Source organism: Thioalkalivibrio versutus, from assembly GCF_001999325.1.
GTDB lineage: Bacteria > Pseudomonadota > Gammaproteobacteria > Ectothiorhodospirales > Ectothiorhodospiraceae > Thioalkalivibrio > Thioalkalivibrio versutus.
On sequence record NZ_MVAR01000018.1, the window covers coordinates 141,883 to 168,593 of the forward strand.

The 26,711-nt window shown below is 67.7% G+C and carries 26 protein-coding genes; 14 read left to right on the top strand and 12 right to left on the bottom strand.

All coding sequences use genetic code 11. The features are described from left to right. The first annotated feature begins 140 nt into the window (after positions 1 to 140). From B0684_RS07215 to hda, 4 genes are read left to right on the top strand one after another with little or no spacing between them, the layout of a single operon-like run. Complete coding sequence (locus B0684_RS07215; RefSeq protein WP_026313018.1) at positions 141 to 1,172, top strand: DUF2066 domain-containing protein; 1,032 nt, start codon at positions 141 to 143, stop codon at positions 1,170 to 1,172. 36 nt (positions 1,173 to 1,208) lie between these two features. Continuing rightward, positions 1,209 to 1,799: a CDP-alcohol phosphatidyltransferase family protein gene (locus B0684_RS07220; RefSeq protein WP_018168483.1), complete on the top strand. Its 591-nt coding sequence runs from the start codon at positions 1,209 to 1,211 to the stop codon at positions 1,797 to 1,799. Further along, positions 1,796 to 2,914 (top strand): AI-2E family transporter, encoded by a 1,119-nt coding sequence (locus B0684_RS07225; protein ID WP_018168484.1) that lies wholly within the window; start codon positions 1,796 to 1,798, stop codon positions 2,912 to 2,914. The genes B0684_RS07220 and B0684_RS07225 overlap by 4 nt, the downstream gene beginning before the upstream one ends. After that, positions 2,911 to 3,648 carry a DnaA regulatory inactivator Hda gene (gene hda, locus B0684_RS07230; protein ID WP_018168485.1) on the top strand — a complete coding sequence of 246 codons (738 nt, stop codon included), beginning with the start codon at positions 2,911 to 2,913 and terminating at the stop codon, positions 3,646 to 3,648. Before B0684_RS07225 ends, hda begins: the two co-directional genes overlap by 4 nt. A 343-nt stretch (positions 3,649 to 3,991) precedes the next feature. Here hda and B0684_RS07240 read toward each other — a convergent pair whose 3' ends face one another. Genes B0684_RS07240 through arsC form a run of 3 tightly spaced genes read right to left on the bottom strand, consistent with a single transcriptional unit; the run spans position 3,992 to position 5,309 of the window. Further along, a complete protein-coding gene (locus B0684_RS07240) occupies positions 3,992 to 4,348 on the bottom strand; it encodes a DUF2069 domain-containing protein (RefSeq protein ID WP_018143910.1) in 357 nt (118 codons plus the stop codon). Next, positions 4,345 to 4,956: an NAD(P)H:quinone oxidoreductase gene (gene wrbA, locus B0684_RS07245; protein WP_018649767.1), complete on the bottom strand. Its 612-nt coding sequence runs from the start codon at positions 4,954 to 4,956 to the stop codon at positions 4,345 to 4,347. Before wrbA ends, B0684_RS07240 begins: the two co-directional genes overlap by 4 nt. Next, positions 4,953 to 5,309, bottom strand: coding sequence for an arsenate reductase (glutaredoxin) (gene arsC, locus B0684_RS07250; RefSeq protein ID WP_018649768.1), 357 nt, complete (start codon positions 5,307 to 5,309; stop codon positions 4,953 to 4,955). Before arsC ends, wrbA begins: the two co-directional genes overlap by 4 nt. Before the next feature lie 23 nt (positions 5,310 to 5,332). Between arsC and B0684_RS07255 the strand changes: the two genes are divergently transcribed. After that, positions 5,333 to 5,623, top strand: a complete 291-nt coding sequence (locus B0684_RS07255; RefSeq protein ID WP_018649769.1) for an acylphosphatase — start codon at positions 5,333 to 5,335, stop codon at positions 5,621 to 5,623. A 12-nt stretch (positions 5,624 to 5,635) separates the two neighbouring features. Here B0684_RS07255 and B0684_RS07260 read toward each other — a convergent pair whose 3' ends face one another. From B0684_RS07260 to B0684_RS07285, 6 genes are all read right to left on the bottom strand, one after another. Beyond that, the gene (locus B0684_RS07260; protein ID WP_026313019.1) at positions 5,636 to 6,250 is read right to left on the bottom strand and encodes a hypothetical protein; all 615 of its coding nucleotides are present in this window, start codon (positions 6,248 to 6,250) and stop codon (positions 5,636 to 5,638) included. A gap of 68 nt (positions 6,251 to 6,318) precedes the next feature. Next, positions 6,319 to 8,181 (bottom strand): SLC13 family permease, encoded by a 1,863-nt coding sequence (locus tag B0684_RS07265; RefSeq protein WP_018649771.1) that lies wholly within the window; start codon positions 8,179 to 8,181, stop codon positions 6,319 to 6,321. Positions 8,182 to 8,260: 79 nt separating this feature from the next. Beyond that, entirely contained in the window at positions 8,261 to 8,560 is a 300-nt protein-coding gene (locus B0684_RS07270) for a HigA family addiction module antitoxin (protein WP_018649772.1), read from the bottom strand. Between the two features lie 20 nt (positions 8,561 to 8,580). Beyond that, positions 8,581 to 8,865 carry a type II toxin-antitoxin system RelE/ParE family toxin gene (locus B0684_RS07275; protein ID WP_018649773.1) on the bottom strand — a complete coding sequence of 95 codons (285 nt, stop codon included), beginning with the start codon at positions 8,863 to 8,865 and terminating at the stop codon, positions 8,581 to 8,583. Positions 8,866 to 8,924: 59 nt separating this feature from the next. Then, the gene (locus B0684_RS07280) at positions 8,925 to 10,637 is read right to left on the bottom strand and encodes a proline--tRNA ligase (protein ID WP_018649774.1); all 1,713 of its coding nucleotides are present in this window, start codon (positions 10,635 to 10,637) and stop codon (positions 8,925 to 8,927) included. A gap of 34 nt (positions 10,638 to 10,671) precedes the next feature. Then, the gene (locus B0684_RS07285) at positions 10,672 to 11,013 is read right to left on the bottom strand and encodes a phenylpyruvate tautomerase MIF-related protein (RefSeq protein WP_018649775.1); all 342 of its coding nucleotides are present in this window, start codon (positions 11,011 to 11,013) and stop codon (positions 10,672 to 10,674) included. 286 nt (positions 11,014 to 11,299) lie between these two features. Here B0684_RS07285 and B0684_RS07290 point away from each other — a divergent pair, with 286 nt between their 5' ends. The 5 genes from B0684_RS07290 (at position 11,300) to B0684_RS07310 (ending at position 20,038) form a co-directional block, all read left to right on the top strand. Beyond that, complete coding sequence (locus B0684_RS07290) at positions 11,300 to 12,325, top strand: efflux RND transporter periplasmic adaptor subunit (RefSeq protein WP_018168493.1); 1,026 nt, start codon at positions 11,300 to 11,302, stop codon at positions 12,323 to 12,325. Next, positions 12,322 to 15,627, top strand: a complete 3,306-nt coding sequence (locus B0684_RS07295) for an efflux RND transporter permease subunit (protein WP_018168494.1) — start codon at positions 12,322 to 12,324, stop codon at positions 15,625 to 15,627. The genes B0684_RS07290 and B0684_RS07295 overlap by 4 nt, the downstream gene beginning before the upstream one ends. A gap of 123 nt (positions 15,628 to 15,750) precedes the next feature. After that, positions 15,751 to 15,969: a hypothetical protein gene (locus tag B0684_RS07300; protein ID WP_018143900.1), complete on the top strand. Its 219-nt coding sequence runs from the start codon at positions 15,751 to 15,753 to the stop codon at positions 15,967 to 15,969. A 42-nt stretch (positions 15,970 to 16,011) separates the two neighbouring features. Continuing rightward, positions 16,012 to 16,218, top strand: coding sequence for a hypothetical protein (locus B0684_RS07305; RefSeq protein WP_018143899.1), 207 nt, complete (start codon positions 16,012 to 16,014; stop codon positions 16,216 to 16,218). Positions 16,219 to 16,246: 28 nt separating this feature from the next. Continuing rightward, positions 16,247 to 20,038 (top strand): PAS domain-containing protein, encoded by a 3,792-nt coding sequence (locus B0684_RS07310; RefSeq protein WP_018649776.1) that lies wholly within the window; start codon positions 16,247 to 16,249, stop codon positions 20,036 to 20,038. 46 nt (positions 20,039 to 20,084) lie between these two features. Here the strand turns inward: B0684_RS07310 and B0684_RS07315 are convergent, their stop codons facing one another. From B0684_RS07315 to B0684_RS07325, 3 genes are read right to left on the bottom strand one after another with little or no spacing between them, the layout of a single operon-like run. Beyond that, on the bottom strand, positions 20,085 to 21,461 hold the full coding sequence (locus B0684_RS07315) for a nucleoside recognition domain-containing protein (RefSeq protein ID WP_018168496.1): 1,377 nt from the start codon (positions 21,459 to 21,461) through the stop codon (positions 20,085 to 20,087). Positions 21,462 to 21,480: 19 nt separating this feature from the next. Continuing rightward, entirely contained in the window at positions 21,481 to 22,335 is an 855-nt protein-coding gene (locus B0684_RS07320) for an SDR family NAD(P)-dependent oxidoreductase (RefSeq protein WP_018649777.1), read from the bottom strand. Between the two features lie 10 nt (positions 22,336 to 22,345). Then, positions 22,346 to 22,723 carry a DsrE family protein gene (locus tag B0684_RS07325; protein ID WP_018143893.1) on the bottom strand — a complete coding sequence of 126 codons (378 nt, stop codon included), beginning with the start codon at positions 22,721 to 22,723 and terminating at the stop codon, positions 22,346 to 22,348. 425 nt (positions 22,724 to 23,148) lie between these two features. Between B0684_RS07325 and B0684_RS07335 the strand changes: the two genes are divergently transcribed. From B0684_RS07335 to B0684_RS07350, 4 genes are all read left to right on the top strand, one after another. Then, complete coding sequence (locus tag B0684_RS07335; RefSeq protein ID WP_018649779.1) at positions 23,149 to 23,451, top strand: FmdB family zinc ribbon protein; 303 nt, start codon at positions 23,149 to 23,151, stop codon at positions 23,449 to 23,451. A gap of 3 nt (positions 23,452 to 23,454) precedes the next feature. Then, the gene (locus B0684_RS07340; protein WP_018168499.1) at positions 23,455 to 24,105 is read left to right on the top strand and encodes a DUF502 domain-containing protein; all 651 of its coding nucleotides are present in this window, start codon (positions 23,455 to 23,457) and stop codon (positions 24,103 to 24,105) included. A 101-nt stretch (positions 24,106 to 24,206) separates the two neighbouring features. After that, entirely contained in the window at positions 24,207 to 25,991 is a 1,785-nt protein-coding gene (gene aspS, locus B0684_RS07345) for an aspartate--tRNA ligase (RefSeq protein ID WP_018649780.1), read from the top strand. Between the two features lie 21 nt (positions 25,992 to 26,012). Beyond that, positions 26,013 to 26,642 carry an esterase/lipase family protein gene (locus tag B0684_RS07350; RefSeq protein ID WP_018143889.1) on the top strand — a complete coding sequence of 210 codons (630 nt, stop codon included), beginning with the start codon at positions 26,013 to 26,015 and terminating at the stop codon, positions 26,640 to 26,642. Positions 26,643 to 26,711: the final 69 nt, after the last annotated feature.

Sequence of the window (26,711 nt, forward strand, 5' to 3'; positions counted from 1 at the left end):
AACCCGGCATGGTAGCGAGCCGGGTGCGGGCGTGCAAAGAAGACGGTCCGGCCCGGGCCGCATTTGGCCGCTTTCCTCAGGGACTTCGGCGCGGTGGCCTGTGGTATTTTGTGGCGCTTGTCGAACAATTGAACGCAACCATGTCACCGCACCCCCGAACGCATTCGCGCCTGGCTATGCTGCTGGGTCTTTTCCTCCTCGTGCTGACCCCGGCGGCCGCAGCCGGTGGCCCGGTGGTGGTGACGGTCACGGCCGAGGACGAGTCCACGGCCCTGGAGCAGGGCCTGGAACAGGCGCTGGTGCGTCTGGCCGGGCTGCGCTCGGAGCCGGTACTGGAACTGGTCGAGGCGTTGCTGGACGCCCGTGACGACGCGGGCTGGATCGCGGCCCTGGAACGCCGGCAGCAGGTCGAGGACGATTCCTACCGCCTGGAGTTCGACCGCTTCCGTCTGCGCACCGCGCTGCGCGATGCCGGGGTGCCATCCGTGCTCGGGGAGCGTCCGGGGCTGCTGGTGTGGGCCGTCCACGAGCGGGGCGGGCAGCGCGAACTGCTCGGGGATGCCGTGGACGGTCCGGGCATTCTCTCCGCGCTGGGGGATCTGGCCGCGGCGCGCGACATGCCGCTTTTGTTCCCCCTGGGCGACCTTCAGGACCGCCGCGCGGCCCAGCCGTCCGACATTGTCGGCGGCGTGACCGAGCCGCTGGTGGAGGCGGCGCGTCGCTACGACGCCGATGGCGTCGTGCTGCTGCATGTGCGCGAGACCACGAGCGGGGCGGAGGCGCGGGCGATTGCCGTGCACGATGGCCGCGAATATCGCAGCGCGGCGAGCGGGGAGGATCCCGGTACTGCGGCGCACGACGCGGTGGCGCGAGGGCTGGATCAGGTGGCCGAACGCCTGGCGCGGGTGGCGGCCGAGCCGGAATGGCTGCGTCTGGGCTTTGCCGGGGTTCAGGGCTATGGGGCCTTCGAGCGCCTGCGCGCCGAGCTGACGCGGTTGCAGGCGGTGGAGACCGCGCGCCTGGATTCCCTGGCCGGCGATAGCGTGGTGCTGCAGGTCCGTACTGGACTCGAGCAGGACGATCTGATCGATCTGCTGCGTGGCTCCGGCTTCGCGCGGGCCGAGACGCCCGAGGACGCCGCCGGTGCCGATGCCTGGCTGGACCGGCGCTAATCCGCGCCGGTCTCGGTTCGCGCCCACTTTCATCGAATGTTCCCTCGCCACCAGATCCCCAACGCCGTCACCATTGGCCGGATCGCGCTGATTCCGCCGATCGTGTGGTTGCTGGCGCTGGAGTACTACGTGGTGGCGGTGGTGCTGCTGACGATCGCCGGGCTGAGTGATGCCCTGGATGGCTGGCTGGTGCGGCGCTACGGCTGGCACACGCGGCTCGGGGCCTGGCTGGACCCGGCGGCGGACAAGCTGCTGATGCTGGGGGTCTACGTCGCGGTGACGCTGTCCGGGCTACTGCCGTTGTGGCTGCTGGTGCTGGTGGTCGGGCGGGATGTCTGGCTGACCGTGGGCTCCGCGTTGTATCGGGTGTTCGTGGGCCCGCTGGCCATCCGGCCGCTGCTGATCAGCAAGGTGAACACCTTTTTGCAGATCACGCTGGTACTGGTCGCCATCGTGAAGGTCGGTCTGCTGGCGCTGGATCCGATCTGGGTGCAACTGCTGGTGATCGTCGTGGCCTTCACCACCGTGGCCAGCGGGCTGGCCTATACCGTGCAATGGGGGTTTTATGCCTGGCGTCACCTGCACGGACACACGAATCCGGCAGGGACCTCGGGGAGGACGCCATGAATCCGGATACCCGCGACCATGTCTGGCCGCTTTCGGCCGCCCCTCTGGCTGCCCTGGTTGGGCTGCTGGTCCTTGGCGGAGCGCTGTACCTGCTGGCGCCCATCCTCACGCCCTTCGTCGCAGCCCTGCTGATCGGCTACCTGTTCAACCCGCTGGTGACCCGGCTGGTTGCGCGCACGGGGCGCTCGCGCACCCTGGCGACCGTGGTGATCTTCCTGCTGGTGATGCTGGGGTTGGCGGCGCTGATCCTGATCCTGATCCCGCTGGCGATCGCCCAGTTCGAGCGGCTTACGCTGGCGATGCCGCAAATCCTCGGCTGGTTCGACGATCAGGTGCGCCCGCGGCTGGAGGATCTGGCCGGGGATTCCCTGCCGCCGCTGGATGCCAGCGCGCTGCAGGGGCTGGTGGCCGACCACTGGCGCGAGGCCGGCGGGCTGGCCGGGGGCGTGCTGCAATGGATCGGCAGCTCGACCGGCGCGCTGGTGCTGGGGGTGCTTAACGTGGTGCTGATCCCGGTGGTGAGCTTCTATCTGCTGCGCGACTGGCCGCGGCTGCTGGACGGCCTGCGGGATCTACTGCCGCAGGCCTGGCGCCCGGCGGTGCTGACCTTCGCCGCGGAGTCGGACGAGACCCTGGGGGCCTTCCTGCGCGGGCAGTTGCTGGTGATGCTGGCGCTTGGCCTGTTCTACGCCGTCACCTTGACCGTGGTGGGCGTGGAGATGGGGCTGGCGATCGGCCTGATCGCGGGGCTGGTGAGCTTCATTCCCTACGTCGGCGTGATCGTTGGCGTGTTGCTGGCCACCGCCGCGGCGCTGGTGCAGGGCGACGGCTGGAGCCTGCTGCTGATCGTGCTGGTGATCTTCGCCATTGCCCAGGTGCTGGAGTCCATGGTCCTGACGCCCTGGCTGGTGGGGGACCGTACCGGGCTGCACCCGGTCGCGGTGATCTTTGCCGTACTGGCGGGCGGCCAGCTGTTCGGGTTCTTCGGCGTGCTGCTGGCGTTGCCGGTGGCGGCGGTCCTGGCCGTGGGTGTGCGCCATACCCTGGCGCACTACCGGCGGCTGAATGCGGGGGATGCGCCCGCGGATGCGGATACAGGGGGCGGAGGCTCATGACGACGGGGCGGCAGGGCGGCAATGCTGCGCCGCAGCGCCAGCTCCCGCTGGATTTGCGCCTGCGCGACGCCTCGCGCTTTGCCAGCTTCTATCCGGGCGGCAACCGCCTCGCGCGGGACGCGGTGGAGGCCCTCTCGATCGGGACCGGGATAACCGAGCCACAGATCCTGTTGCACGGCCCGGCGGGCCTGGGCAAGACCCATCTGCTGCAGGCCGCCTGCCATCAGGGCCACGAACGCGGCGAACCCGTGGCCTATCTGCCGCTGGCCGAACTGGTGACCGCGCCGCCGCTGGCGGTGCTGGATGGGCTGGAGCGGGCCCGCCTGGTTGCGCTGGACGATCTCGACGCGGTGGTCGGGCAGGGCGATTGGGACGAGGCCCTGTTCGGGCTGCTGAATCGACTTCGCGATGGCGGCTGCCGGGTGCTGCTGGCGGCCGCGCACGCGCCGGACGGGCTGGGCAGTCGCCTGCCGGATCTGACCTCGCGCCTCGCCTGGGGGCCGGTGTTCCGCATACAGGCGCCGGAGGAGGAGGATCTCAAACGCATCCTCGCCCAGCGCGCGGTGCTGCGCGGGCTGGAGCTGCCGGAGGCGGTGGCCGAATACCTGCTGCGCCACTACCGCCGCGACCTGGTGGCGCTACTGGAGCTGCTGGACCGCCTGGACCTGGCCGCCCTGGCCGAGCAGCGGCGCCTGACCATCCCCTTCGTCCGCGACCAGCTCGCGCGTTTCTGATCGTCACCCCGAAGCGCACGCAGAAGGGCAAGGGCGATTCACAGGCAGAAGGGAAGGGCAGAAGAACGGAATTATTGCTTGGAGTCGATCGCCCGGAACGCCATCGCGGTGTGCAGTGCCCCGCCCATGTCCGTCATCCCGGACACCGCGCAGCGGTGATCCGGGATCTGGTTGTCCTGCGCCGGAGATCCCGGCTCTGCGCTGCGCTCCGGCCGCCGGGATGACCGGCAACGGAGGCGGCAGCCCTGAAGGTCCTTGCGCCCGCGGCGCCCCATCCAGAACCGCCTTATTTCCTGTGAGACGCCCTTGCCCTTCTGCGTGCGCTTCGTGGTGGATGGAAAAGTCAGGAAGCCATCTGACGGGCGCGGCGGGCGTCCAGCTTGACGTAGAGCAGGCAGCCGGCGAACCAGGCGAGGCTGGCGGTGGTCATCAGCACGCCGTAGAGTCGGGCGTCCGCCGCGGCGGCCAGCGTGATACCGAGGGTGATGTAGGCCAGCGCCAGCAGGCTGGACCAGGCGTGGGTGTAGCGGCGTCCGTGCAGCATGCCGCGCAGCGGGAACATCAGCGGCAGGACCAGCACGACCAGCGCCACGGCGATCGGCACGATCTCCGGCGGGTCGATCCAGGTCGTCCAGATCAGGATCACGCCCAGCAGGCCGAAGTAGGCGATCAGCGCCAGCGCGCGGGCCGCGAGGATCATGCGTCGTCTCCGGCCTGGAGCCGCAGGGCAATGCGGCCGACGCGTTCGCCCAGCGCGCCGGCAATGCGCTGCTCGTCGCGCGTGACCGGGTGTTCGCCCTGCCCCCCCGCGACGTGGCTGGCGCCATAGGGCGAGCCGCCGCTCGTGGTGGTGCTCAGTTCCGGCACGGTGTAGGGCAAGCCCACCCACAGCATCCCCTGGTGGATCAGCGGCATGGCCATCGTCAGCAGGGTGGTCTCCTGCCCGCCATGCTGGGTAGCCGTGCTGGTGAACAGCCCGAACGGCCGATCCACCAGCCCGCCGCTCGCCCAGAGACCGCTGGTGCCATCAAGGAAGTGTTTCAGCGGCGCGGCCATGTTGCCGAAGCGAGTGGGCGACCCCATCACCAGCCCGGCGCATTCTTCGAGGTCGCGGGTCTCCGCGTAGGGCGGGCCGTCGGCGGGGACCGCCGGGGCGTCGCCGGTGATGTTGGTGCTCACCGGCGGTACGGTGCGCACGCGGGCGACCGCACCGGCGCGCTCCACGCCACTGGCCACGTGGCGGGCCAGTTCTGCCGTCGCCCCATAACGGCTGTAGTACAGCACGAGGATCTCGGGGGCGGCGCTCACGACAGGATCTCCAGGACCTGTTCCGGCGGGCGCCCGATACGGGCGACGTCGCCGTGGACGAGGATGGGGCGCTCGATCAGTTTCGGGTGCTGGACCATGGTCTGGATCAGCGCCTCGTCGTCCATCTCGGCATCCTTCAGGCCCAGCTCGCGGTACTCCGCCTCGCCGGTGCGCAGAAGGTCGCGTGGCGCAATGCCGAGCTTGTCCACGATCGCGCGCAGGGTGGCCGCGTCCGGCGGGGTCTTCAGGTATTCGACGATCTGCGGTTCCACGCCCTGTTCGCGCAGCAGCGCCAGGGTCGCACGCGACTTGCTGCAGCGCGGGTTGTGGTACAGCGTAGGGGCATCGGACATGAATCCACTCCGGAGGACGACAAATGACGGAGACCAATGATAACCATGCCCGCCGCTGGCGTGTGAGCGGCCAGGTACAGGGCGTGTTCTTCCGCGCGTCCACCCGCGACGAGGCGCAACGCCTGCACCTGACCGGTTATGCCCGCAACGAACCGGACGGCAGCGTCGAGGTGCTGGCCGTGGGTCCGCGCAAGGCACTGGACGCGCTGGAGGAGTGGCTGGCGGACGGCCCGCGTATGGCGCGGGTCGACGCGGTTGAGGCCGAGGAGTTGCCGCCGCCCGACCCGGCGCCGGGAGACTTCTCCACCGGTTGACCCGATGGCGCGTCAGTAGCGCCGCAGCGGGCGGCCCGGTGGCGGAATGACCTGGACGAAGGCACGCACGTCGCGCAGCCGGTGTGGCCCGTCCGAACGAATGCGGGACTCGGCCCCCTGCATCCAGTCGCCGTCCCAGGCGACGCGTGCGGCCCCGGTGCGGGAATGGCGCGGCAGGTCGATCAGCAAGAGGCCGTCTTCATAGGCGACGTCGAGCTCGCTGCGATAGCGCTCGGCGTGGACCTCGATGCTGCGGGTCTCGCCATTGGCAAGGGTAAAGCTTGTCGGCTCCAGCGCCTGTTCGCGACCGCCGATGCTCAGGGTCCCGCCGCGCAGGCTGACGCGGATCAGGTCCCCCGGCAGTCCCGCATCGCCGCTGCGGATCGCGGCGACCTGCGCCGCCCGTTCGGCCGCCAGCGCCGCCTCTTGCTCGGCCTCCGCCTGCAGGCGCGCCTCGCGCGCCTTCTGCACCGACTCCCAGGCGCGGATGGCCTCGACACGCTCGGCCTCGCCCATCGTGCCCCACTGTTCCTCGCTTACCCCGTAGATCCGCGGGCTGCAGGCGGCCAGAAGCAGCACCATGGATGCGGCTGCCAAGGGGAGCATTCGATGAAGGGTTTCGGCCATATCGGGTTCCGGTGCAGGGGCGCTGCCGCCAGTCTCTCCGTCCAGGCTGTATCGGGGCTGAACCGGGCTCAGAAGATCAGGTTGATCACGAGCAGCGAGACGACCATGAAGAGCACGGTCATCAGGGAGCCGGCGCGCAGGTAGTCGGCCACGCGGTAGCCGCCGGGGTCCATGATCAGGGCGTTGACCTGGTGGGTGGGCAGGATGAACGAGTTGGAGGCGGCGATCGCGACGATCAGTGCAAAGACCCGCGGATCGGCGTCGATGCCCATGCCCTGGGCGACGCTCGCGAAGCTGACCGCCAGCGGCACCAGCAGCACGGTGGCGCCGACATTCGACATCACCAGCGTGAAGAAGGTGGTCAACAGGAAGACCGCGACCTGCAATACCCAGACCGGCATCCCCTCCAGCTGCTGCATGCCGTTGGTCGCGATCCACTCCCCGGCGCCGGAGTTCTCCACCGCAAGCCCCAGCGGGATCAGCGAGGCCAGCAGAAACACCGTCTTCCAGCTGATGCCGCGATAGGCCTCGTCCATGCTGATGACGCCGCTGAAAATCATCCCCAGTGCGCCGCCCAGCAGGGCCAGCGCCAGCGGCAGGTCGGTGAACAGCACGAGCCCCAGCCCCAGCGCGAGCGACCCGAGCGCAGCCAGCGGCCGGTGGGTCTTCGAGGCCTCCTGCTTGCGCCGCGGATAGCGGCTGGTCACCACCACGAAGTCGCGGTTGTCCTCCAGCGCCTGCAGGTGTTCCCATGGGGTATGCACCACCAGCGTGTCACCGGCCTTCAGCGGGGTGTCCGGGACCTCTTCTATGATCAGGTCGTCGCCGCGCTGGATGCGCAGGACCGAGATGCCGTAGGTGCGGCGCATGCCCTTGTCGCGCACGGTCTGTCCGATCAGCTCCGAGCCGGGCGGCACGATGACCTCGGCGATCCCGCCATGGCGGGCCGACAGCACGCGCGCAAACACATCCAGCTCGTCCTTGAGGACGGTCCCGGTACTGTCGCAGGTCTTCTCGATGGTGGTGACCGGTCCGAGGATGGCCAGGTGCGCCCCGCGCTTCAGTTCCACGTCGCGGTTGGGCTCGATGCGGGTCTCGTCATCGCTGGTCACGCCGACGACGTGTACGCCAAAGGCCGCTTCGAAATCGCCCACCGTGCGTCCGGCCAGCGAGCTGTCCTCGCCCAGGCGCGCCTCGCGCACGCCGAAGTCCATGCCATAGACCTCGCGGAACCAGGCGGAGGTGGTTTGCACCCGGCTCTCGTCCGGGTCTTCCGTCTGCGGATCGCGGGCGGGCAGAACCCATTTCCCGAGCACCGCGAAGTACAGGATCAGGGTGGCCAGCAGAGCCAGCCCGATGGGCGTCACGTCGAAGAGGCCAAAGCCCTCGACATCCCCGGGCAGCAGGTCGTTGAGCAGGATCAACGGGCTGGAGGCGACCAGCGTGAGTGTGCCCCCGACGATCGCGGCAAAACCCATCGGCATCAGCAGGCGCGAGCGCGGGATGCGGGCGGCGGCACCAATGCGGTTGATCACCGGCATGAACAGCGCGGCTGCGCCGATGTTCTGCATGAAGCTGGTCACGATGCCCACGGCGCCCGAGGTGGTCGCCATCACCCGGCGTTCCGTCTTCCCGCCAAACCGCAGGATCAGGTCCGCCAGGCGGTTCATCACTCCGGAGCGGTCCAGCCCCGTGCCGATGATCATCACCGCGATGATCGCGATGACCGCGTTCGAGGCAAAGCCGGAGAAGAGCGCCTCGCCCTCGACGATCGGCGCGACCCCCGGCACCAGCGCGACCATCCCCAGCAGGAACAGCACACTCAGCGCCGCGAGGTCGATCCGGATCACCTCGGTCACGAACAGCAGGATCGTCAGCCCCAGCAGGCCGAACACGATCCCCATCTCCAGCGTGAAGCTTATGTTTTCCACTGCAGTTAGCGACCGCCGCGCACGACGCGGTTCCTGTTCAATGTTTCATGGGAGTGCATGGCGCGGCCGCTACCTTCGCTCAGGCGACGTGCGGGCGAACTTCCTGGTCGAGCCGATTGCCCAGCGCCTGTTGAGCGCACGCCAGCTCGTAGTGGTCCTGAAGATTCATCCAGAACTCGGGCGAGGTGCCGAAGTATCGGCCCAGACGAAGGGCTGTGTCGGCGGTGATGGCGCGCTTGCCGCGAACGATCTCGTTGATCCGGCGGGGTGGGACGCTGATATCCAGCGCCAGGCGGTATTGGCTGATCCCTGTCTCTTCCAGGAATTCGGCCAAGTGGTCCCCTGGATGGATCGGGTTATGCGAATTTTCATGATTCATGGTCGCCTCCAGCGTCCCGCCTATCGGTGATAGTCCACGATCTCGACGTTGTATGCATGACCGTCGTGCCATTCAAAACAGATCCGCCATTGCGCGTTGATGCGGATGCTGTACTGGCCCCCCCGGTTTCCCTTGAGCCGTTCCAGGTGGTGCGACGGCGGAACCTTCAGGTCGTCCAGTTGGGTGGCGGCATGGATGCGGGCCAGCCGCATCCGCGCGCGGCGTACGATATCGGCCGGTATTCGGCGACATGACTCGCCCTGCGCCACGCGTTCGGCTTCCTTGCCACGGTAGCTCCTGATCATGCATTGACATTAACGCGGTGCGTTAATAGTCCGCAAGGCCCACGTATTTTTGGCCGACCCTAGCCCCGCAGGCGTTCGCGCAGGGCGTCGATCAGGTTGTCGAGTGGCAGGTGTTCGGCCTCGGGGTCGCGGCGGTCCTGGTATTCGAGTTCGCCGGCGTCCAGGCCGCGCTCGCCGATGACGATGCGGTGCGGGATGCCGATCAGCTCCATGTCGGCGAACATCACGCCAGGGCGCTGTCCGCGGTCGTCCAGCAGGACCTCGAAGCCGGCCGCCTGCAGGTCGTCGTGGAGCTTCTCTGCTGCCTCGCGCACGCGCTGGGATTTCTTCGCGCCGATTGGGCACAACGCGATATCGAAGGGCGCGATGGCGGTGGGCCAGCAGATGCCGCGCTCGTCGGAGTTCTGCTCGATGGCCGCCGCCACGACGCGCGAGACGCCGATGCCATAGCAGCCCATGGTCACGACCTGTTCGCGGCCGTCCTCGTCCAGTACCCGGGCGCCCAGGGCCTGGGAATACTTGTCGCCGAGCTGGAAGATGTGGCCGACCTCGATGCCGCGACGGATCTCGATGGGACCAGAGCCGTCGGGGGCCGGTTCGCCCTCGGTGATGTTGCGCAGGTCGGCGGTTTCCGGCTGCGGCAGGTCACGGCCCCAGTTCACGCCGGTCAGGTGATGGCCGTCCTCGTTGGCGCCGACCACGAAGTCGGCCATGCCCAGCATCGCCTGGTCGGCCAGCACCGGGATCGGGCTGCCCACCGGGCCCAGCGAGCCGGGGTCGGCGCCGAACGCGGTGCGGATCTCGGCCGCCTCGGCCATGCGCAGCGGCTCCGCGATCCACGGGTGCTTCTCGGCCTTGACCGCATTCAGCTCGTGGTCGCCGCGCAACACGATGGCGACCAGGTCGGCGTCGATCTCGTCGGAGGCGGCGACCACCAGGGTCTTTACCGTCTGCTCGGTCGGGATGTTCAGGAACCCCGCCAGTTCGTCAATGGTGTGCACGTCGGGCGTGGCGATCTTCGCCATCTCCGCGCCGGGTGCCGGGGCCGGGTCTGGCTTCGGGCAGGGGGCCAGTTCGACGTTGGCGGCGAAGCCGGCCGGGGAGAAGGCGATGGCGTCCTCGCCGGAGCTGGCGAGGACGTGGAATTCGTGCGAGGCATTGCCGCCGATGGCGCCGGTGTCGGCCTCCACCGCGCGGAAGTCTAGCCCGCAGCGTTCGAAGATGCGGGTGTAGGCGGCGTGCATCTGGCGGTAGGTCTCGGCCAGCGAGGCGTTGTCGATATGGAACGAGTAGGCGTCCTTCATCAGGAATTCCCGCGCGCGCATGATCCCGAAGCGCGGGCGGCGTTCGTCGCGGAACTTGGTCTGGATCTGGTAGTAGTTGATCGGCAGCTGGCGGTAGCTGCGGACCTCGCGGCGTACCAGGTCGGTGATGACCTCCTCGTGGGTCGGGCCGAAGCAGAAGTCGCGGTCGTGGCGGTCCTTCAGGCGCAGCAGCTCGGCGCCGTAGAAGTCCCAGCGGCCGGATTCCTGCCACAGCTCGGCAGGCTGCACCGCCGGCATCAGTACCTCCAGCGCGCCGGCGCGGTTCATCTCCTCGCGCACGATGCCCTCGACCCGGCGCAGCACGCGCAGCCCCAGTGGCAGCCAGGTGTACAGCCCGGAGGCCAGCCGGCGGATGTAGCCGGCACGCAGCATCAGCTGATGGGAGATGATCTCGGCGTCGGCCGGGGTTTCCTTCAGGGTGTTCAGCGGGAATTGCGAGACGCGCATCGGGGGCAGTCCGTGGTTGATGGCTGGAAAGGGTTCAGAACGTGGTGCCGTTGGTGCCCCAGAAGTGGCGCGGGGCGTCGGCGAATTCGATGTACACGCGGGCGGGTTCGATACCCAGCTCTGCCTGCAGGGCGTCGCACAGCTTGCGCGACAGCTCGCGGGTCAGGCCCTCGGGCAGGCCGATGCTCTTGAGCTCGCAGTAGGCGAGCGCATCGGTACTGCCGCCAAAGCACATGGCCGGATTATGCGTGCAGGCCACCATCACGTAGCCCTCGGGCTTGCCTAGCCAGTCGGCGACCTGCGCGGACAGGCGCTGGCTGAGGCCGGTGGCATCGTCCGGCAGGGCGGTATTGGTCTCGACTCGCAGCAGCGGCATGGCGTCCTCCAGATCTTGTGTGGTTCCCGGATCGGTCGCCATGATACGGGGAGCGCGGGTGCGCTGCAGCGTCCCGGCGAGTCGCCGGGGTGGGTGAAACCCTTGTCAGGGTGGCTATACTCGCTGCGAGGGAGCGGACCGGTCGCGGGAGGATGCGCCCGGATTGCGTTCAGCATCAGGAAATAATAAATTAGAAAAAGCTAATATATGGAGCCGGGACGAGTGCGAGACGGCCCATCCCCGGCGACCTCACCAAGCAAGGAAAGACCCCATGACACGAATCCGGATGCGCCACACCCTGTGGGCCCTGCTGCTGTTGCCGTTTGCGGCCCAGGCGGAGCTGCCGTTCGACACGGCCACCGCGGAACGCCAGACGATTGCCCAGGAACGCATCCTGGATGGCCGCGTCGAGGCGGTGCAGCGGTCCACGATCTCCGCCCAGACGTCCGGGCGCGTCCGCGAGATCTACGTGGACGTGGATGACTTCGTCGAGGTCGACGAGCTCCTGGTTCGGGTCAGCGATACCGAGCAGCAGGCCCGTGTGAGCCAGGCGGAGGGGGATCTGGCCGACGCCCGCGCCCGCTTCAACGAGGCGCGTTCGGAGTTCGCCCGGATTGAGGATGTGTTCGAGCGGGGGGTGGTCTCGCGCTCCGAGTTCGACCGCGCCGAGGCCGCGCTAGGGTCGGCGCGTGCCCGCCTGCGCTCGGCCGAGGGTCGGGTCGAGGAGGCCCGCGAGCAGCTCGGCTACACCGAGGTGTATGCGCCGTATTCCGGGATCGTCACCGAGCGTCATGTCGAGGTCGGCGAGTCGGTCAGCCCGGGCTCACCGCTGTTGTCCGGGATCAGCCTGGATCAACTGCGCGTTGCCGTGGATGTGCCGCAGCGCTTGATCCACAACGTGCGCGAGCGGCGCAGTGCCGAGGTCCTGCTGAACGGGGACCGGGTGGCGGCCGAGAGTCTGACCATCTTCCCCTATGCCGATCCGGCCAGCTCCACCTTCCGGATTCGCGTGAACCTGCCGGAGCAGCAGGATCTGGGCCTGTTCCCCGGCATGTTCGTGAAGACCGCCTTCGTGGTGGAGGACGTTGAACGCCTGCTGGTGCCGGTGGAGGCCGTGGTCTATCGCAGCGAGGTTATCGCCGTGTACGTCGTCGATGAGGACGATCGGGTCGCGTTCCGCCAGGTGCGGGTCGGGCGCCAGCATGACGGCATGATCGAGATCCTCGGCGGTCTGGACGACGATGAACGCGTGGCGCTGGATCCGGTGCATGCGCAGATCTATCTGAAGGAACATCAGCAGGTGAACCGATGAGCGATGCCGGCACGGAGGGGGCGTCCGAGCGCATGGGGATCTCCGGGCGCATTGCCAAGGCCTTCCTGACCACCCAGATCACGCCGCTGCTGGCCCTGATCGGTCTGCTGCTGGGGTTGTTCGCGATCCTGGTCACGCCGCGCGAGGAAGAGCCGCAGATCAACGTGACCATGGCCGATGTGTTCATCCCGTTCCCGGGGGCGAGCGCGCAGGAGGTGGCCCAGCTGGTGGCCACGCCGGCCGAACAGGTGCTCTCGGAGATCGAGGGCATCGACGACATCTATTCCGTCTCGCGCCCGAACATGGCGCAGATCACCATCCAGTTCGAGGTCGGCGAGGATCGCACCGCGGCCCTGGTGCGCCTGTACAACCAGGTGTTCTCCAACCAGGACTGGCTGCCGCCGGGTCTGGGGGTCGGCGAGCCGATCATCAAGCCGATGGGGATCGACGACGTGCCGATCGTCAACGTGACCCTGTGGACCGAGGACCCCGAGCGCGGCGGACATGACCTGCTGCGCGTGGCGCACGGCATCGAGGCCGAGCTCAAGCGCGTACCGGGCACCCGCGACATCTATACCGTCGGTGGGCCCGATCACGTGGTGCATGTGCGCTTCAAGCCGGAGACCCTGGCGGCCCACAACCTGTCGGTGGACGACCTGCGCGACAGCCTGCAGGCCTCCAACTTCTCGCGTGACGCCGGGCAGCTGTACCACGACGACGAGGAAATCCTGATCCAGGCGGGTGACTTCATCACCGAGCCCGAGGCGTTCGCCAGCCTGGTGGTCGGGATGCACGAGGATCGCCCGGTCTACCTGTCGGATGTTGCCGAGGTGGTACAGGGTCCGGCCTATGCCACGGAGCATGTGCGCTTTGCCCATGGCGCCGCCGCGGGGGACCGCGCGCGCCTGGGGGATAGCCATCCGGCGGTCACGGTGGCGATCGCCAAGCAGCCGGGCACCAATGCCCCGGATATTGCCGATGCCCTGGTCGAACGCCTGGAGCAGTTGCGCGGGACCTACATCCCGGACGGCATCGAGACGACCATTACCCGCAATTACGGGCAGACCGCGGACGACAAGGCCAACACGCTGATCCAGAAGCTGATCCTGGCGACCGCCTCGGTGGTTATTCTGGTGTGGATCGCGCTTGGCTGGCGCGAGGCGTTTATCGTTGGCGTGGCGGTGGTGATCACCCTGGCGATCACGCTGTTCGCCTCCTGGGCCTACGGCTTCACCCTCAACCGCGTGTCGCTGTTCGCGCTGATCTTCTCCATCGGGATCCTGGTGGATGACGCCATCGTCGTGGTCGAGAACATCCACCGGCACATGGCCAAGGGCGGCAAGAAGTTCATCGAGGCGATTCCGCTCGCGGTGGACGAGGTGGGCGGACCGACGATCCTCGCGACCTTTGCGGTGATCGCCGCGCTGCTGCCGATGGCCTTCGTGACCGGGCTGATGGGCCCGTACATGAGTCCGATCCCGATCAACGCCTCGATGGGGATGATCATCTCGCTGGCGGTGGCCTACGTGGTCACGCCCTGGCTGACCTACAAGGTCCTGCGTCGGCAGGCCGAGAAGCACGAGCACGCGGCGCCCGCCAGCGGCGGCCACAGCGCGGAGAACGAGAGCGCCTCGGCCGGGCTGATGAAGATCTTCAACACCCTGCTGCTGCCCTTCCTTGGTACTGGCGGACGCAAGAAGACTGCTCGCCTCGCGCTGTGGTTGGGCACCCTGGTGCTGATCCTGGCCTCGGTGTCGCTGGCGTACTTCCAGCTGGTGGTCATGAAGATGCTGCCGTTCGACGACAAGTCGGAGTTCCAGGTGGTGCTGGATATGCCGGAAGGTACCAGTCTGGAGCGCACCTCCCGCGTGCTGGCGGAGATGGGCGACTACCTGAAGACGGTCCCCGAGGTGCACAACGTGCAGACCTACGCGGGCACCGCGGCGCCGATCAACTTCAACGGCCTGGTGCGTCAGTACTACCTGCGCGAGGGTTCGCACGTCGGCGACATTCAGGTGAACCTGGTCGGCTCGTACGAGCGCGATCGCAAGAGCCACGCGGTGGCCCTGGGCGTGCGCGAGGCGATCAACGCGATCGCCGATCGGCATGGCGCGGCGGTCAAGGTGGTCGAGGTTCCACCGGGTCCGCCGGTGATGTCGCCGATCGTCGCCGAGATCTACGGCCCGGACTATGACGGCCAGATCGAGATCGCCCGGCAGGTGCGCGAGCGCTTCGAGAACACCGGCGACATCACCGACATCGATGATTCGGTCGAGTATCCGGGGCAGAAGAAGATCCTGCAGGTCGACCGCGAACGGGCCGCGCGCCTGGGTGTGTCACAGCAGGCGGTGGTGCAGGCGATCTCGACCTCGCTGTCGGGCGAGGACGTGACGTATCTCTACGGCTCCAACGTGAAATATGCGGTCCCCGTGCGGCTGGAGTTCGATCAGGCCGAGAAGGGCAGTCTGGACCCGGTGCTCGGGCTCAAGGTGCGCTCGCGCGACGGCACGCTGGTGCCGCTGTCCGAGGTGGTCAACGTGGTCGACTCGAGCCTCGAGCACTCCATCCACCACAAGAACCTGCTGCCGGTGGTCTACGTGATGGGTGATCTGGCCGGTGGGCTGGATAGCCCGCTGTACGGCATGTTCGACATGTTCTTCGGCCTGCGCGACCAGCCCATGGCCTACGACGAGCCGCTGGAGCAGCTGTTCATCAGTCAGCCGGACAATCCCTACAACTTCTCGCTGAAGTGGGACGGCGAGTGGCAGGTGACCTACGAGACCTTCCGCGACATGGGGATCGCCTACTCGGTGGGGCTGCTCCTGATCTACCTGCTGGTGGTGGCGCAGTTCCGCTCGTACATGGTGCCGTTGATCATCATGGCGCCGATCCCGCTGACCGTGATCGGGGTGATGCCGGGGCATGCCTTCATGGATGCCTTCTTCATGGACGCCAAGTTCACCGCAACCTCGATGATCGGGATGATCGCGCTGGCCGGGATCATCGTGCGCAACTCCATCCTGCTGGTGGACTTCATCAACGAGGAGATTCGCCGCGGCGTGGATGTGATCGAGGCGGTGGTGCACGCCGGCGCGGTGCGCGCCAAGCCAATCGTGCTGACCGGCCTGGCGGCGATGGTTGGGGCCGGGTTTATTCTCGACGACCCGATCTTCTCCGGCCTGGCGATCTCGCTGATCTTCGGCGTGTTCGTCTCCACGCTGCTGACGCTGGTGATCATCCCGGTGCTGTACTACCTGTATGTGCGCACCCGGGTCGACCTGATCCGCGCCCAAGCGGTGTAGGCCATACCGGTCATTGCGCGGAGCCCTCGGCTCCTCGCAATGACGTGGCCGGAGTCCGGCGTTTTCGCAGCCGGTGTGCGAGCGGCTACAATCGACCCCATTCAACCGAACAGGAGTCGCTCGATGGATGTCGAGATGGGAGAGAACGGGCTGAATGTCCTCGGAATCAGCCGTGAGCAGTGCGCCACCCTGGTCGAGGTGCTGAAAGCCAGCGAGGACCAGCGCTTCATGGAGGACCCCGAACTGCGCAAGCTGTTCAAGCTGCTGGCCGTACTGCAGAGCGATCTGTGGGACGACATGACCGCCGGGGAATTCGACTTTACCCCCTACAAGAAACAGTAGCGTTCACTGGCGTCGCTCCAGGCGCCTGTACCGGAGCCGTCCATGCCCGACAATGATTCCCGCCGGCCGTCCAATTTCGTGATCGGCAATATCTTCCTTGGTGCTGCCGCCATCATGCTGTTTTTCTTCGTGACGCTCTGGGAGGTCCTCGGGGTGTTCGCGCTGCTCATGTGGATGGGTCTGGCCGCCATCGGGGTCTACTTCATCGTGAAGGACAAGGACATCAATCCGGGCGGTCCCCCGAACTGATCCGTTGCATTCGTTACAACCGACGGCCGTGAAGCCGGCCCCGGCATCGCCGGGGCTGGCACGGTTGCGGGGCGAGTTTCTCGAATCCCTGGCCCAGCGGGTCGCGGAACTGGAGCGGCTGTCCCGGGCCCTCGACGGTTCGGCGCAGGATGGCGACCGGCTGACCACGCTGTACCGCGAGGCCCAGGCCTTGGCGCAGGCCGCCCAGATCTTCGATGTTGGGTTGATCCGCGGCGTGGCCGACTCGTTGCGGGCGGCCGTGGCCGGTATCCGCCGTGCCCCCGCCGGGCCGGATCGCGACCTGATCCACGCCGGGGTCCGGCGCCTGGCCACCAGCCTCGAGGCCTACCGGCAACGCGCGCGCCCCGTGGCGCAGGCCCGCGTGCAGCCGCTGGGCGGCTGCACGGCGCGATCGCGGGTACGGCTGATCGACGACGGTGGCGGGGTCGGTCACGAAATCGCCCGCATGCTGGACGAACAGGGCTTTCGCGTGACCCGTGGCGCGGCCGATTTCTCCGGTTCCGATGCCGCCCCCGACGATGACCCCTTTTCCGCGGTCGTCCTGTGCGCCGATGCCGTGGCCGCGGATGGCGGCGGGCTGCCCGGTTTGGGGGTCGCGCTCGGCAGCGGTCTTCCCGTGCTGGCCGTTGTGCACAGCTGGAGCCCCGGCGCGCGTCTGGAATGCGTGCGCCAAGGGGTGGCGCGCTGCCTCGACCACCCGCTGGCCACCGACACCCTGATCGAGCAGCTGATGCAGATTGGCGGCTTGATCGTGGACTCCGACTATCGCGTCCTTCTGGTCACGAATGATGCGACAGACGGCGGCCTCGAGCCGTATCTGACGGGCGTTGGTCTGGGCGTGGCCACCGCGTCGGACCCGGAGGCGCTCCGGCGGCAGCTGGAGGAAACCCGAGTGGACGTGGTGGTCCTCGATCTGCAGAGGTTGGCAGAGCCGGTGGAATCCTTTGTCGCGCTGCTGCGAACCCGGGATACCGGGGGTGTGGTCCCGTTGCTGCTGTTGACCGAGGATCCGGGTCGGGTCAACCACCTGATGACCCTGCACCCGGGGGTCGCCGGAGTGTTCCTGAAGCCGGTGGAACCGGCCCGTGTTGCGGCGGCGATCACCGCGCGGGCGCGTCAGATGCGCCAGATTGACGGGGTCAGCCAGTCCTATCGCGATGCGCTGTACGAGCGCGAGCGCGAGCACGTGGCGGTCAACGAGCACGCCTTGGTCAGCATCGCCGATGTCGCCGGCAACATCATCTACGCCAACGAGCGGTTCTCGCGGGTGAGCGGCTACGCCGTGTCCGAGCTGATGGGGCGCAACCACCGCATTCTCAAGTCCGGGCAGCATCCGCCGGAGTTCTACGCGGACTTGTGGGAGACCATTGCCGCCGGCCAAATCTGGCGGGGCGAGGTGTGCAACCGGGCGCGCAGTGGATCGCTGTACTGGGTGGAGACCACCATCGTCCCGTATCTCGGAAGCAACGGTCGTCCCTACCAGTACGTGTCGATTCGCACCGAGATCACCCACGTGAAGCATCAGGAGCACCGCCTGCGCTCCAGCCAGATCTTCGCCAACATGGGGACCTGGGAGTGGGCGCCGAACCGCGAGGCGCTGGGCCGGTCGGAGCGCATCCCGCCGCTTCTGGGCTATCCCGAGGGCGGGCTGGAGCCGACGGTCTCCAATTTCTTGGACGCCGTGCATCCCGATGATCGCGCCCGGGTACGCACCGCCATCGCCAGCAGTCTACGCCGCGGTTCCTACCTCGAGCTGGAACACCGGGTGATCTGGCCGGACGGGTCGGAACACTGGCTGCTGGAACGCGGCGACGTGGTGCGTGGCCAGGATGGCGAGATCCTGTACATGCTGGGCGTGATGCAGGACATCACCAAGCGCAAGAATTCCGAGCTGGCGCTGTCCGACCTGTCCACCCGCCTGCTGGAGTCGCAACGGCTCGCGCGTATCGGCAACTGGGAGATGGATGCGCTTGATGGGCGGATCACCTGGTCCCGGGTGCTCCGCGAGATCTTCGAGCTGGATGCCGAAGACGCGCCGCTCGAACGTGACGACTACCTGAACCTGGTTCACCCGGAGGACCGCCATCAGGTCGAGAGCTTCCTGGCTGGCGTTGGCGAGAGTCGGCACCACGAGATCAACCACCGGGTGGAGCTGCCCGGTGGACGCATCCGCTTTGTCCACATGATCGCGAGCGGGCGCTTCGATAGCGACGGCCGATTGACGCACGTCGGCGGAAGCTTGCAGGACATCACCGAGCTGCATCAGGCGCAGGAACACCTGGCGTTGTTCCAGCGCATCTTCGAAGCCTCCGAACAGGGGATCGAGGTGGTGGATCGCGAAGGCCGCTTCGTCTACGTCAATCTGGCTGCTCTGGAGATGCTGGGCTACCGTTCGGATGAGTTGCTGGGCCGGGATTTCCACGAGCTGGGGATCATCCCGGCGGAGAACAAAAAGGAGGAGCAGGAGATCGACCAGGTGCTGGCCGAGGGCGGGGCCTGGACGGGCAAGCTGCCCCAGCGCTGTGCCAACGGGGCCGTGTTCATTACGGCCAGCACGATCGGCGTGGTGCGCGATGCCCGCGGGGAGCCGCAATTCGGCTTCAACATCTTCAGTGATTTTACCGACGAATTGCGCCGTCGCTCGGAGCTCCATCGGGCCCGCGAGACGGCCGAGGCGGCCAACCGCGCCAAATCCGACTTCCTTTCCAACATGAGCCACGAACTGCGCACGCCGATGAATGCCGTTCTCGGCTTTGCCCAGTTGCTGGAGAGCGATCCGGCGCTGGATGAACACCAGCGTGGCCACCTGGAGGAGATCACGCGCGCGGGCCGGCACCTGCTGGACCTGATCAACGAGATCCTGGATCTTGCCCGAATCGAGGCCGGTCGCATGCGGGTCGAGCCGGAACCGGTGGCGCCGGGGCCCGTGCTGGAGGAGTGTCTGTCCCTGCTGGAGCCCATGGCACGCGAGTGTCGCGTGGAGCTTGAGCCGGACGCCCTGCCGACCGTGATGTTGCAGGCCGATCCGCGGCGGCTAAAGCAGGTGCTCCTGAACCTGCTCTCCAATGCGATCAAGTACAACCGGCCCGGCGAAAGCGTGCGTGTGAGTGGCGAGGTGGGGGAGGCCGATGTGCGGATCGCTGTACGTGACAGCGGGCCGGGCCTGACCGAGGAACAGTGCCGGCGGTTGTTCCAGCCGTTCGAACGGCTGGCGGCGGAGGAGCAAGGGATCGAGGGCAGCGGTGTCGGGCTTGCGGTTACCCGCAATCTGGTCGACCTGATGGGAGGCGAGATCGGGGTCGACAGCGTGCCGGGGGAGGGCAGTACCTTCTGGTTCCGTCTGCCCCGGGCCCGTGACCGGATGCCGTCCGGCACCGGGGACGATGCGGCACTGCCCGGCGGCTCCGGCGCGCCGGGCGACTGCCGCGTGCTCTGCATTGAGGACCACGATGCCAACCAGCGTCTGATGCGCGAGATGCTCAAACAGCAGGGCGCGGCCGACTGCCGCATGGCGGAATCCGCCGCCGAGGGACTCGACATGGCCCTGCGGGATCCGCCCGAGCTGATCCTGCTGGACCTGAACCTGCCGGTGATGGATGGGTTTCAGGTGCTGCGCGCGTTGCGGGCCGAGCCGGAGCTGGCCTCGATCCCGGTGATTGCGGTGACCGCCGATGCCACGGATGCCACGCGCCAGCGGGCCGAACAGGCCGGTTTCAACGACCTGTTGACCAAGCCGATCGGTGCGAGTGACCTCCTGCGGGCGCTGGATCACTGCCGCGCGAGTCGCCCGGACGGCTGACCCCGCGAGGGAGTGCGTCGCGCACGCCGTCGTCGCGCACGTCGTCCTACAGGAAGAGGAAGCCGACGATTGCCACCGCCGCGATCACCGCGACGGCATCCGCCGTCAGCGCGGCGGCCAGGGTGTGGCGCACGCGCTTGATGCCGATGGCGCCAAAGTACACGGCGAGCACGTAGAAGGTGGTCTCGGTCGAGCCCTGCAGGGTCGAGACCAGGATGCCGACATGCGTGTCCGGCCCGGTGGCCGGATCCTGCATGATGCCGGCCATGATGCCGTAGGCGCCGGAGCCGGACAGCGGGCGCAGCAGCGCCATCGGCAGCGCCTCGGCCGGCAGGCCGAACGGCGTGGTCAATGGCCCGACCAGCCCGACAAACATCCCCAGTGCCCCGCTCTCGCGCAGCATGCCCACCGCGACCAGGATCGCGACCAGGTAGGGGATGATGCGCAGCGCGACATTGAAACCCTCCTTCGCCCCCTCCACGAACACCTCGTAGACCGGTACGCCGCGAATGACGCCGTAGGACAGGAAGCCGACCACCAGCCCGGGGATGATCCACGGGGCGATGGCCTGACCGTAGAGGATGGTCAGCGGGATGATTGCGAGCACTCCGGCCAGCACGGTCAGCGAGACCCACGCGGGATAGCCCTCGGTGGGGACCTCGATGTTCATCGGTTGCTGGTTGGCCGTGTCCGCTGTCGGGTCGGCGTCCTGGGTCGGCTCGGCGGTCGCCTCCCGGCCGGCCTCGCGCATGGTGTCGTCCAGCTCGCTCGCGCCATCCGCGGACGTCTGGTCCGGATCAATGCTGCGAGTCGCCGGGGGTGGCAGGAAGTAGCGCTGCAGGATCAGCGCGCTGGCGATGCCGGCGATGGTCGCGAACAGGGTCGCGAACAGCGTGGTCGGCAGGATCGCGGCCGGGGCCTCGGAACCCAGCGAGGCGCGCAGGGCGATCACGCCGGTGGGCAGCAGCGTGATGCTGGAGGTGTTGATCGCCAGGAACAGCGCCATCGCGTTGGTCGCGGTGCCCGGGTGCGGGTTCAGCTTCTCCAGCTCCTGCATCGCGCGGATGCCGAACGGCGTGGCGGCGTTGCCCAGGCCCAGGATGTTCGCGGAGAAGTTCAGGATCATCGCGCCCATCGCCGGGTGTTCGGGCGGCACCGACGGGAACAGGCGCACCATCAGTGGGCGCAGCAGCCGCGCCAGTACGGTGAGCAGGCCACCGGCCTCGGCGATCTTCATCAGGCCCAGGAACAGGGCCATCACCCCGACCAGCCCCAGCGCCAGCTCCACCGCGGAACCGGCGGCCTCGATCGCGCCCTCGGACAGGGCCTGCATCGGTTGTTCGTCGGGATCGGTGGAGCGGATCTCGCGGATCGCGGCCGTCGCCACGGCGATCACGATCAGCGCGAGAAAGATCAGGTTCATGCGGTGCAGTGTGCCACGGTCAGCGGTTCTCCCCGCGTGATACACCGCGCAGCACGGCATCCATCGCGCGGGCCGGTAGCAGCCACTTGAGGAAGGCGAACAGCCGCGTGGGGAAGGTCACGTGATAGCGCACCCGCGGGCGGCGGGCCTCCAGGGCGTGCACGACACAGCGCGCGACGGCCTCGGGCCCCAGCGTGAACGGTGCATCGGCCTCGGCGTTCGCCATGCGGGCCTCGGCGGCGCGGTAGGTCTCCTGCCAGGGGCCGTGTTCGCGCTGGACGTGGTAGCGAAAGGCCTTCAGCGCGTTGGCGCGGAACGCGCTGCGGATCGGCCCCGGCTCGATCAGGGCGACATGGATGCTGGTGCCGTGCAGTTCCTGGCGCAGAGTGTCGCTCATGCCCTCGATCGCGAACTTGGAGGTCACGTAGGCCCCGCGCAGGCGCAGGGCGACCAGGCCCAGGACCGAGCTGTTCTGGATGATGCGGCCCTCGCCGGCGCGGCGCATGGCGGGCAGGACGGCGTTGGTCAGTTCCAGCCAGCCGAGGACGTTGGTCTCCAGCTGCGCGCGCAGCGTGGCGCGGTTCAGATCCTCCACGGCGCCGGGCTGGCCGTAGGCACCGTTGTTGAACAGGGCATACAGATGGCCGTCGGTCCGGTGCAGGATCTCGGTGACCGCGCTGTGGATGCTGGCGGAGTCGTCCAGGTCCAGCTGCAAGGCCTCGAAGCCGTCCTTCTTCAGCCGGGCGACATCCTCGCCGCGCCGGGCGGTGGCGAACACGCGGTAGCCGCGATCACGCAGCACGCGCGCGGTACAGGCCCCGATGCCGCTGGAGCAGCCGGTAATCAGGACCGCACGGGAAGCAGTGTCACTCACGGCGGCGCGCTCAGTAGGTCAGGGTGGCGACGCCGTCCTCGACGACCTCGCCGATGAAGGCGCCGCCGCCGCGCATCCCGTCCAGTTCCGGCACGGCGTTGTCCAGCGTCAGGCCGTTCTCGCTCATCGCTCCTGCGCAGGCGTAGAAGGCACAGCCGGCCTCGTGGGCGTCCTGCATGAAGCTGTAGACGGATTTCTCCCTGGCCTCGCCGGGGTAGATGGTCTCCGCCACGCCCTGACGCAGCAGGCGTGTGGTGCCGGCGGCGAAGTAGATCTCCACCTCGAGATCCATCGCGGCGGCGACGGTGGCCTGGAAGAAGGGCGCCCCCAGCGTGCCAGGGCGGTCCAGGTCCAGGTTCAGCAGCATGATCACGATCTTTTCGGCCATGACAGGTCCTTGCGCGGTCGTATCGTCGAGTTGGGGGTGAATGATCCGCGCTGCGGCCGCCCGGCGCAAACCCCAGTGCGGATTGGCCGGGCAGCATCAAGATACGCCCCCGGTGGCGGCGGATATCGGCTGCATGGCCCTGAACGGCTCCCGCCTTGTCGTCATCCCGGACACCGCGTAGCGGTGATCCGGGATCTCCCCGGTCGGGAAGGGGCTGACGCTGGAGATCCCGGCTCTACGCTGCGCTTTCGCCGGGATGACGTTGAGGGGGGGGCAGGAGAGCGGGCGGCCCATGCTTGTCGGAGATATACCGTTCTGGATTATGAAAACGGATTGTCGGCAGCGAAGGCCTTTCATTCCCCGAAAACGGCCGCATAATACGCCTCAACCCGTGTTTTCGCGGATGCATTCCGAGGATTCCAGTCATGCCCATTTACGAATACCAGTGCAAGGATTGCGGCGAGGTCTCCGAGATCCTGCAGAAGATCTCCGATCCGCCGGCCACCATTTGCCCGGAGTGTGGTGCCGAGGCCCTGACCAAGCAGGTGTCAGCGGCCGGCTTCCGTCTGGCCGGCGGCGGCTGGTACGAGACCGACTTCAAGAAGGACGGCAAGCGCAACCTGAAAGAGGGCAGCAGCTCGGCCGCCAGCTCCAGCGGCAGTAGCTCAACGAAGTCGGACGCCTCCGGAAAGTCCGAATCTTCCGGTACCGCCGCGACCGGCACCTGATCAATGCTGGTCTCCCTGCGCCGCTATCTGATTGCAGGGCTGCTGGTCTGGCTGCCGCTGATCGTCACCGGCTTCATTATCAAGCTGCTGGTCGACCTGCTGGATTTCACCATCCTCCTTCTGCCGCCGCCCTGGCGGCCGGAGGCGATTCTCGGCTTCTCCATCCCGGGTGCCGGCATCGTGCTGGCGGTGGTGGTGGTGTTCGTGACCGGGGTGGTGGTGGCCAATATCGTTGGGCGCAAGCTGGTGTCGGTGGGCGAATCGATCGTCCGCCGCATCCCGCTGGTCAGTTCGATCTACGGTGCCGTCAAACAGGTCACCGAGACCGTGCTGTCCGACGGCGGGCAGGCGTTTCGCAAGGTGATGTTGATCGAGTATCCGCGCCGCGGCCTGTGGTCCGTGGGGTTCATGACTGGAGTCGCCGTCGGCGAGGTGCAGGACCGCACCGAGCGTGACGTCATCACCGTTTTCGTCCCGACCACGCCCAATCCCACCTCTGGCTTCGTGATCATGGTCCCGCGCGAGGAAGCCATCGAACTGGACATGACGGTGGAGGATGGTCTCAAGTTCGTGATGTCCATGGGGGTCGTGACACCGATGAGAAGCCCTGAAGAAGCGCCGGCGCCGGTTGCGCAGGGGCAGGGCAAATCGTAAGATTTCCGGCCTTTTCGCGGGTGCGAACGCCATGTTCGTCCCGTTTTCCCGACTCACCGTGCAGGCCCCTGGCGGGCGTGCCCTTCGGCTGGAACAGCGCAATGCGAACTCATCTGTGTGGACGTGTCACCGAGAACGAACTCGACTCGGAGGTGACCCTTTGCGGCTGGGTGAACCGCCGACGGGACCACGGGGGGGTGATCTTCGTTGACCTGCGCGACCATGCGGGCCTGGTCCAGGTGGTGTTTGACCCTGACCGCGAGGAGGTCTTCGCGCGCGCCGAGCAGCTGCGTACCGAGTACGTGATCCGTATGACCGGCCGCGTGCGTCGGCGCCCCGAGGGCACCGAGAATCCCGACCTGCCCACCGGCGCCGTGGAGATCCTCGGGCTCGAGCTGGAGGTCCTGAACGCCGCCAAGACCCCGCCATTCCCGCTGGACGACGAAGACGTCGGCGAGGACACCCGCCTGCGCTACCGCTACATGGATCTGCGCCGCCCGTTGATGCAGCAGCGCCTGCGCCTGCGTGCGCAGGTCTCCGCGGCCATGCGCCGCTTCCTCGAGGACCGCGAGTTCCTCGACCTCGAGACCCCGATGCTGACCAAGGCCACGCCGGAAGGCGCGCGTGACTACCTGGTGCCCAGCCGCACGCATCCGGGCAGCTTCTTTGCCCTGCCGCAGTCGCCGCAGCTGTTCAAGCAGTTGCTGATGATGTCCGGCATGGATCGTTACTACCAGATCACCCGCTGCTTCCGTGACGAGGACCTGCGCGCCGATCGCCAGCCGGAGTTCACCCAGCTGGACATGGAGATGGCGTTCGTCGACGAGGCGGACGTGATGGAGGTGACCGAGGGCCTGATTCGCCACCTGTTCCGCGAGGTCCAGGGCGTGGAGCTGCCGGATCCGTTCCCGCGCATGGCCTATGCCGAGGCGATGGCCCGCTTTGGCTCCGACAAGCCGGATCTGCGCATCCCGCTGGAGTTCACCGAGCTGACCGAGGTGATGCAGGCGGTGGAGTTCAAGGTCTTCAACGGCCCGGCGAACGATCCCGAGGGTCGTGTGGCCGCCCTGCGCATCCCGGGCGGTGCCAAGCTCACGCGCAAGGAGATCGACGTCTACACCGAGTACGTCGGTCGCTACGGCGCGAAGGGCCTGGCCTACATCAAGGTCAACGACCCGGCCGATCTCGCGGGCGGCTTGCAGTCGCCGATCCTCAAGTTCCTGCCGGAGGACGTGACCCGGCAGATCCTGGAGAAGACCGCGGCCGCCGCCGGCGACCTGATCTTCTTCGGCGCGGACAAGGCCTCGGTGGTCAACGAGGCGATCGGCGCCCTGCGCGTGAAGATCGGCCACGACCTGGAGCTGGTCGAGGCAGGCTGGCAGCCGCTGTGGGTGGTCGACTTCCCGATGTTCGAGTACGACGATCAGGACAAGCGCCTGTACGCCCTGCATCACCCGTTCACTGCCCCGGCGGTGGACAGTCCGGAGGCGCTGCGCGCCAACCCGCGCGAGGCGCTGTCCCGCGCCTACGACATGGTGCTCAACGGCACCGAGGTCGGCGGTGGCTCGATCCGTATCCATAACCCCGAGATGCAGCAGGCCGCGTTCGAGGCCCTGGGCATCGGTGAGGAAGAGGCGCGCGAGAAGTTCGGCTTCCTGCTGGATGCCCTGAACTTCGGTGCCCCGCCGCACGGCGGCCTGGCCTTTGGCCTCGACCGCCTGGTGATGCTGATGAGCGGCGCCCACTCGATCCGCGACGTGATGGCCTTCCCCAAGACCCAGACCGCCGCCTGCCTGCTGACCGACGCCCCGGCCCCGGTCGGCGAGAAGCAGCTGCGCGAGCTGGGTATCCGTCTGCGTCCCAGCGCCACGCAACAGGCCGAGTAACCGCTTGTCCGGCCGAACGCCATGACCGGCATGCGCAGTAGTGTGGTCATGGTCCATGGCTGGCACATGCCGGGCCTGGAGATGGCCCTGCTGGGCCGCCGTCTGCGCGCGGCCGGCCACGAGGTTCACGGGTTCCGCTATGCCTCGCGCCGGCAAACGCCGGAGCAGGCCGCGCGCGCCCTGGCTGCGTTTCTCGAGGATGTCCCCGGCGACCTCGTGCACCTGGTTGCCCATAGCCTGGGCGGCGTGATCGTGCGCCACCTGTTCGAGGTCGCGCCCGTGCAGCGCCCTGGGCGTATCGTGATGCTGGGTTCGCCGCTGCAGGGCAGTCGTGTGGCCGCGCGCCTCGCGCAGAACCGACTTGGCCGCTGGTGGCTGGGCGCCGCCCTGGACCGTGGCCTGCTCGGCGGCAGTCCCGTCCTGCGCGGTCGCGACGTCGGCATGATCGCCGGCAGTAAGCCGTTCGGGCCGGGGCCCTGGGTCGCGCCGCTACCGGATCCGCACGATGGCACGGTCGCGGTGGACGAGACTCGCGGCCCGGAGGTCTCGCGCCACCTCACCATGCCGGTCTCCCACTTCGGCATGCTGGTCAACCGTCTCCTGGTCCAGGAGACCCTCCATTTCCTGGAAACGGGCGAGTTCCTCCCATAACCCCAGCCGGCCCGACCCCACCGCCGCCCCCGTCATTGCGAGGAGCGCAGCGACGAAGCAATCTTTGAA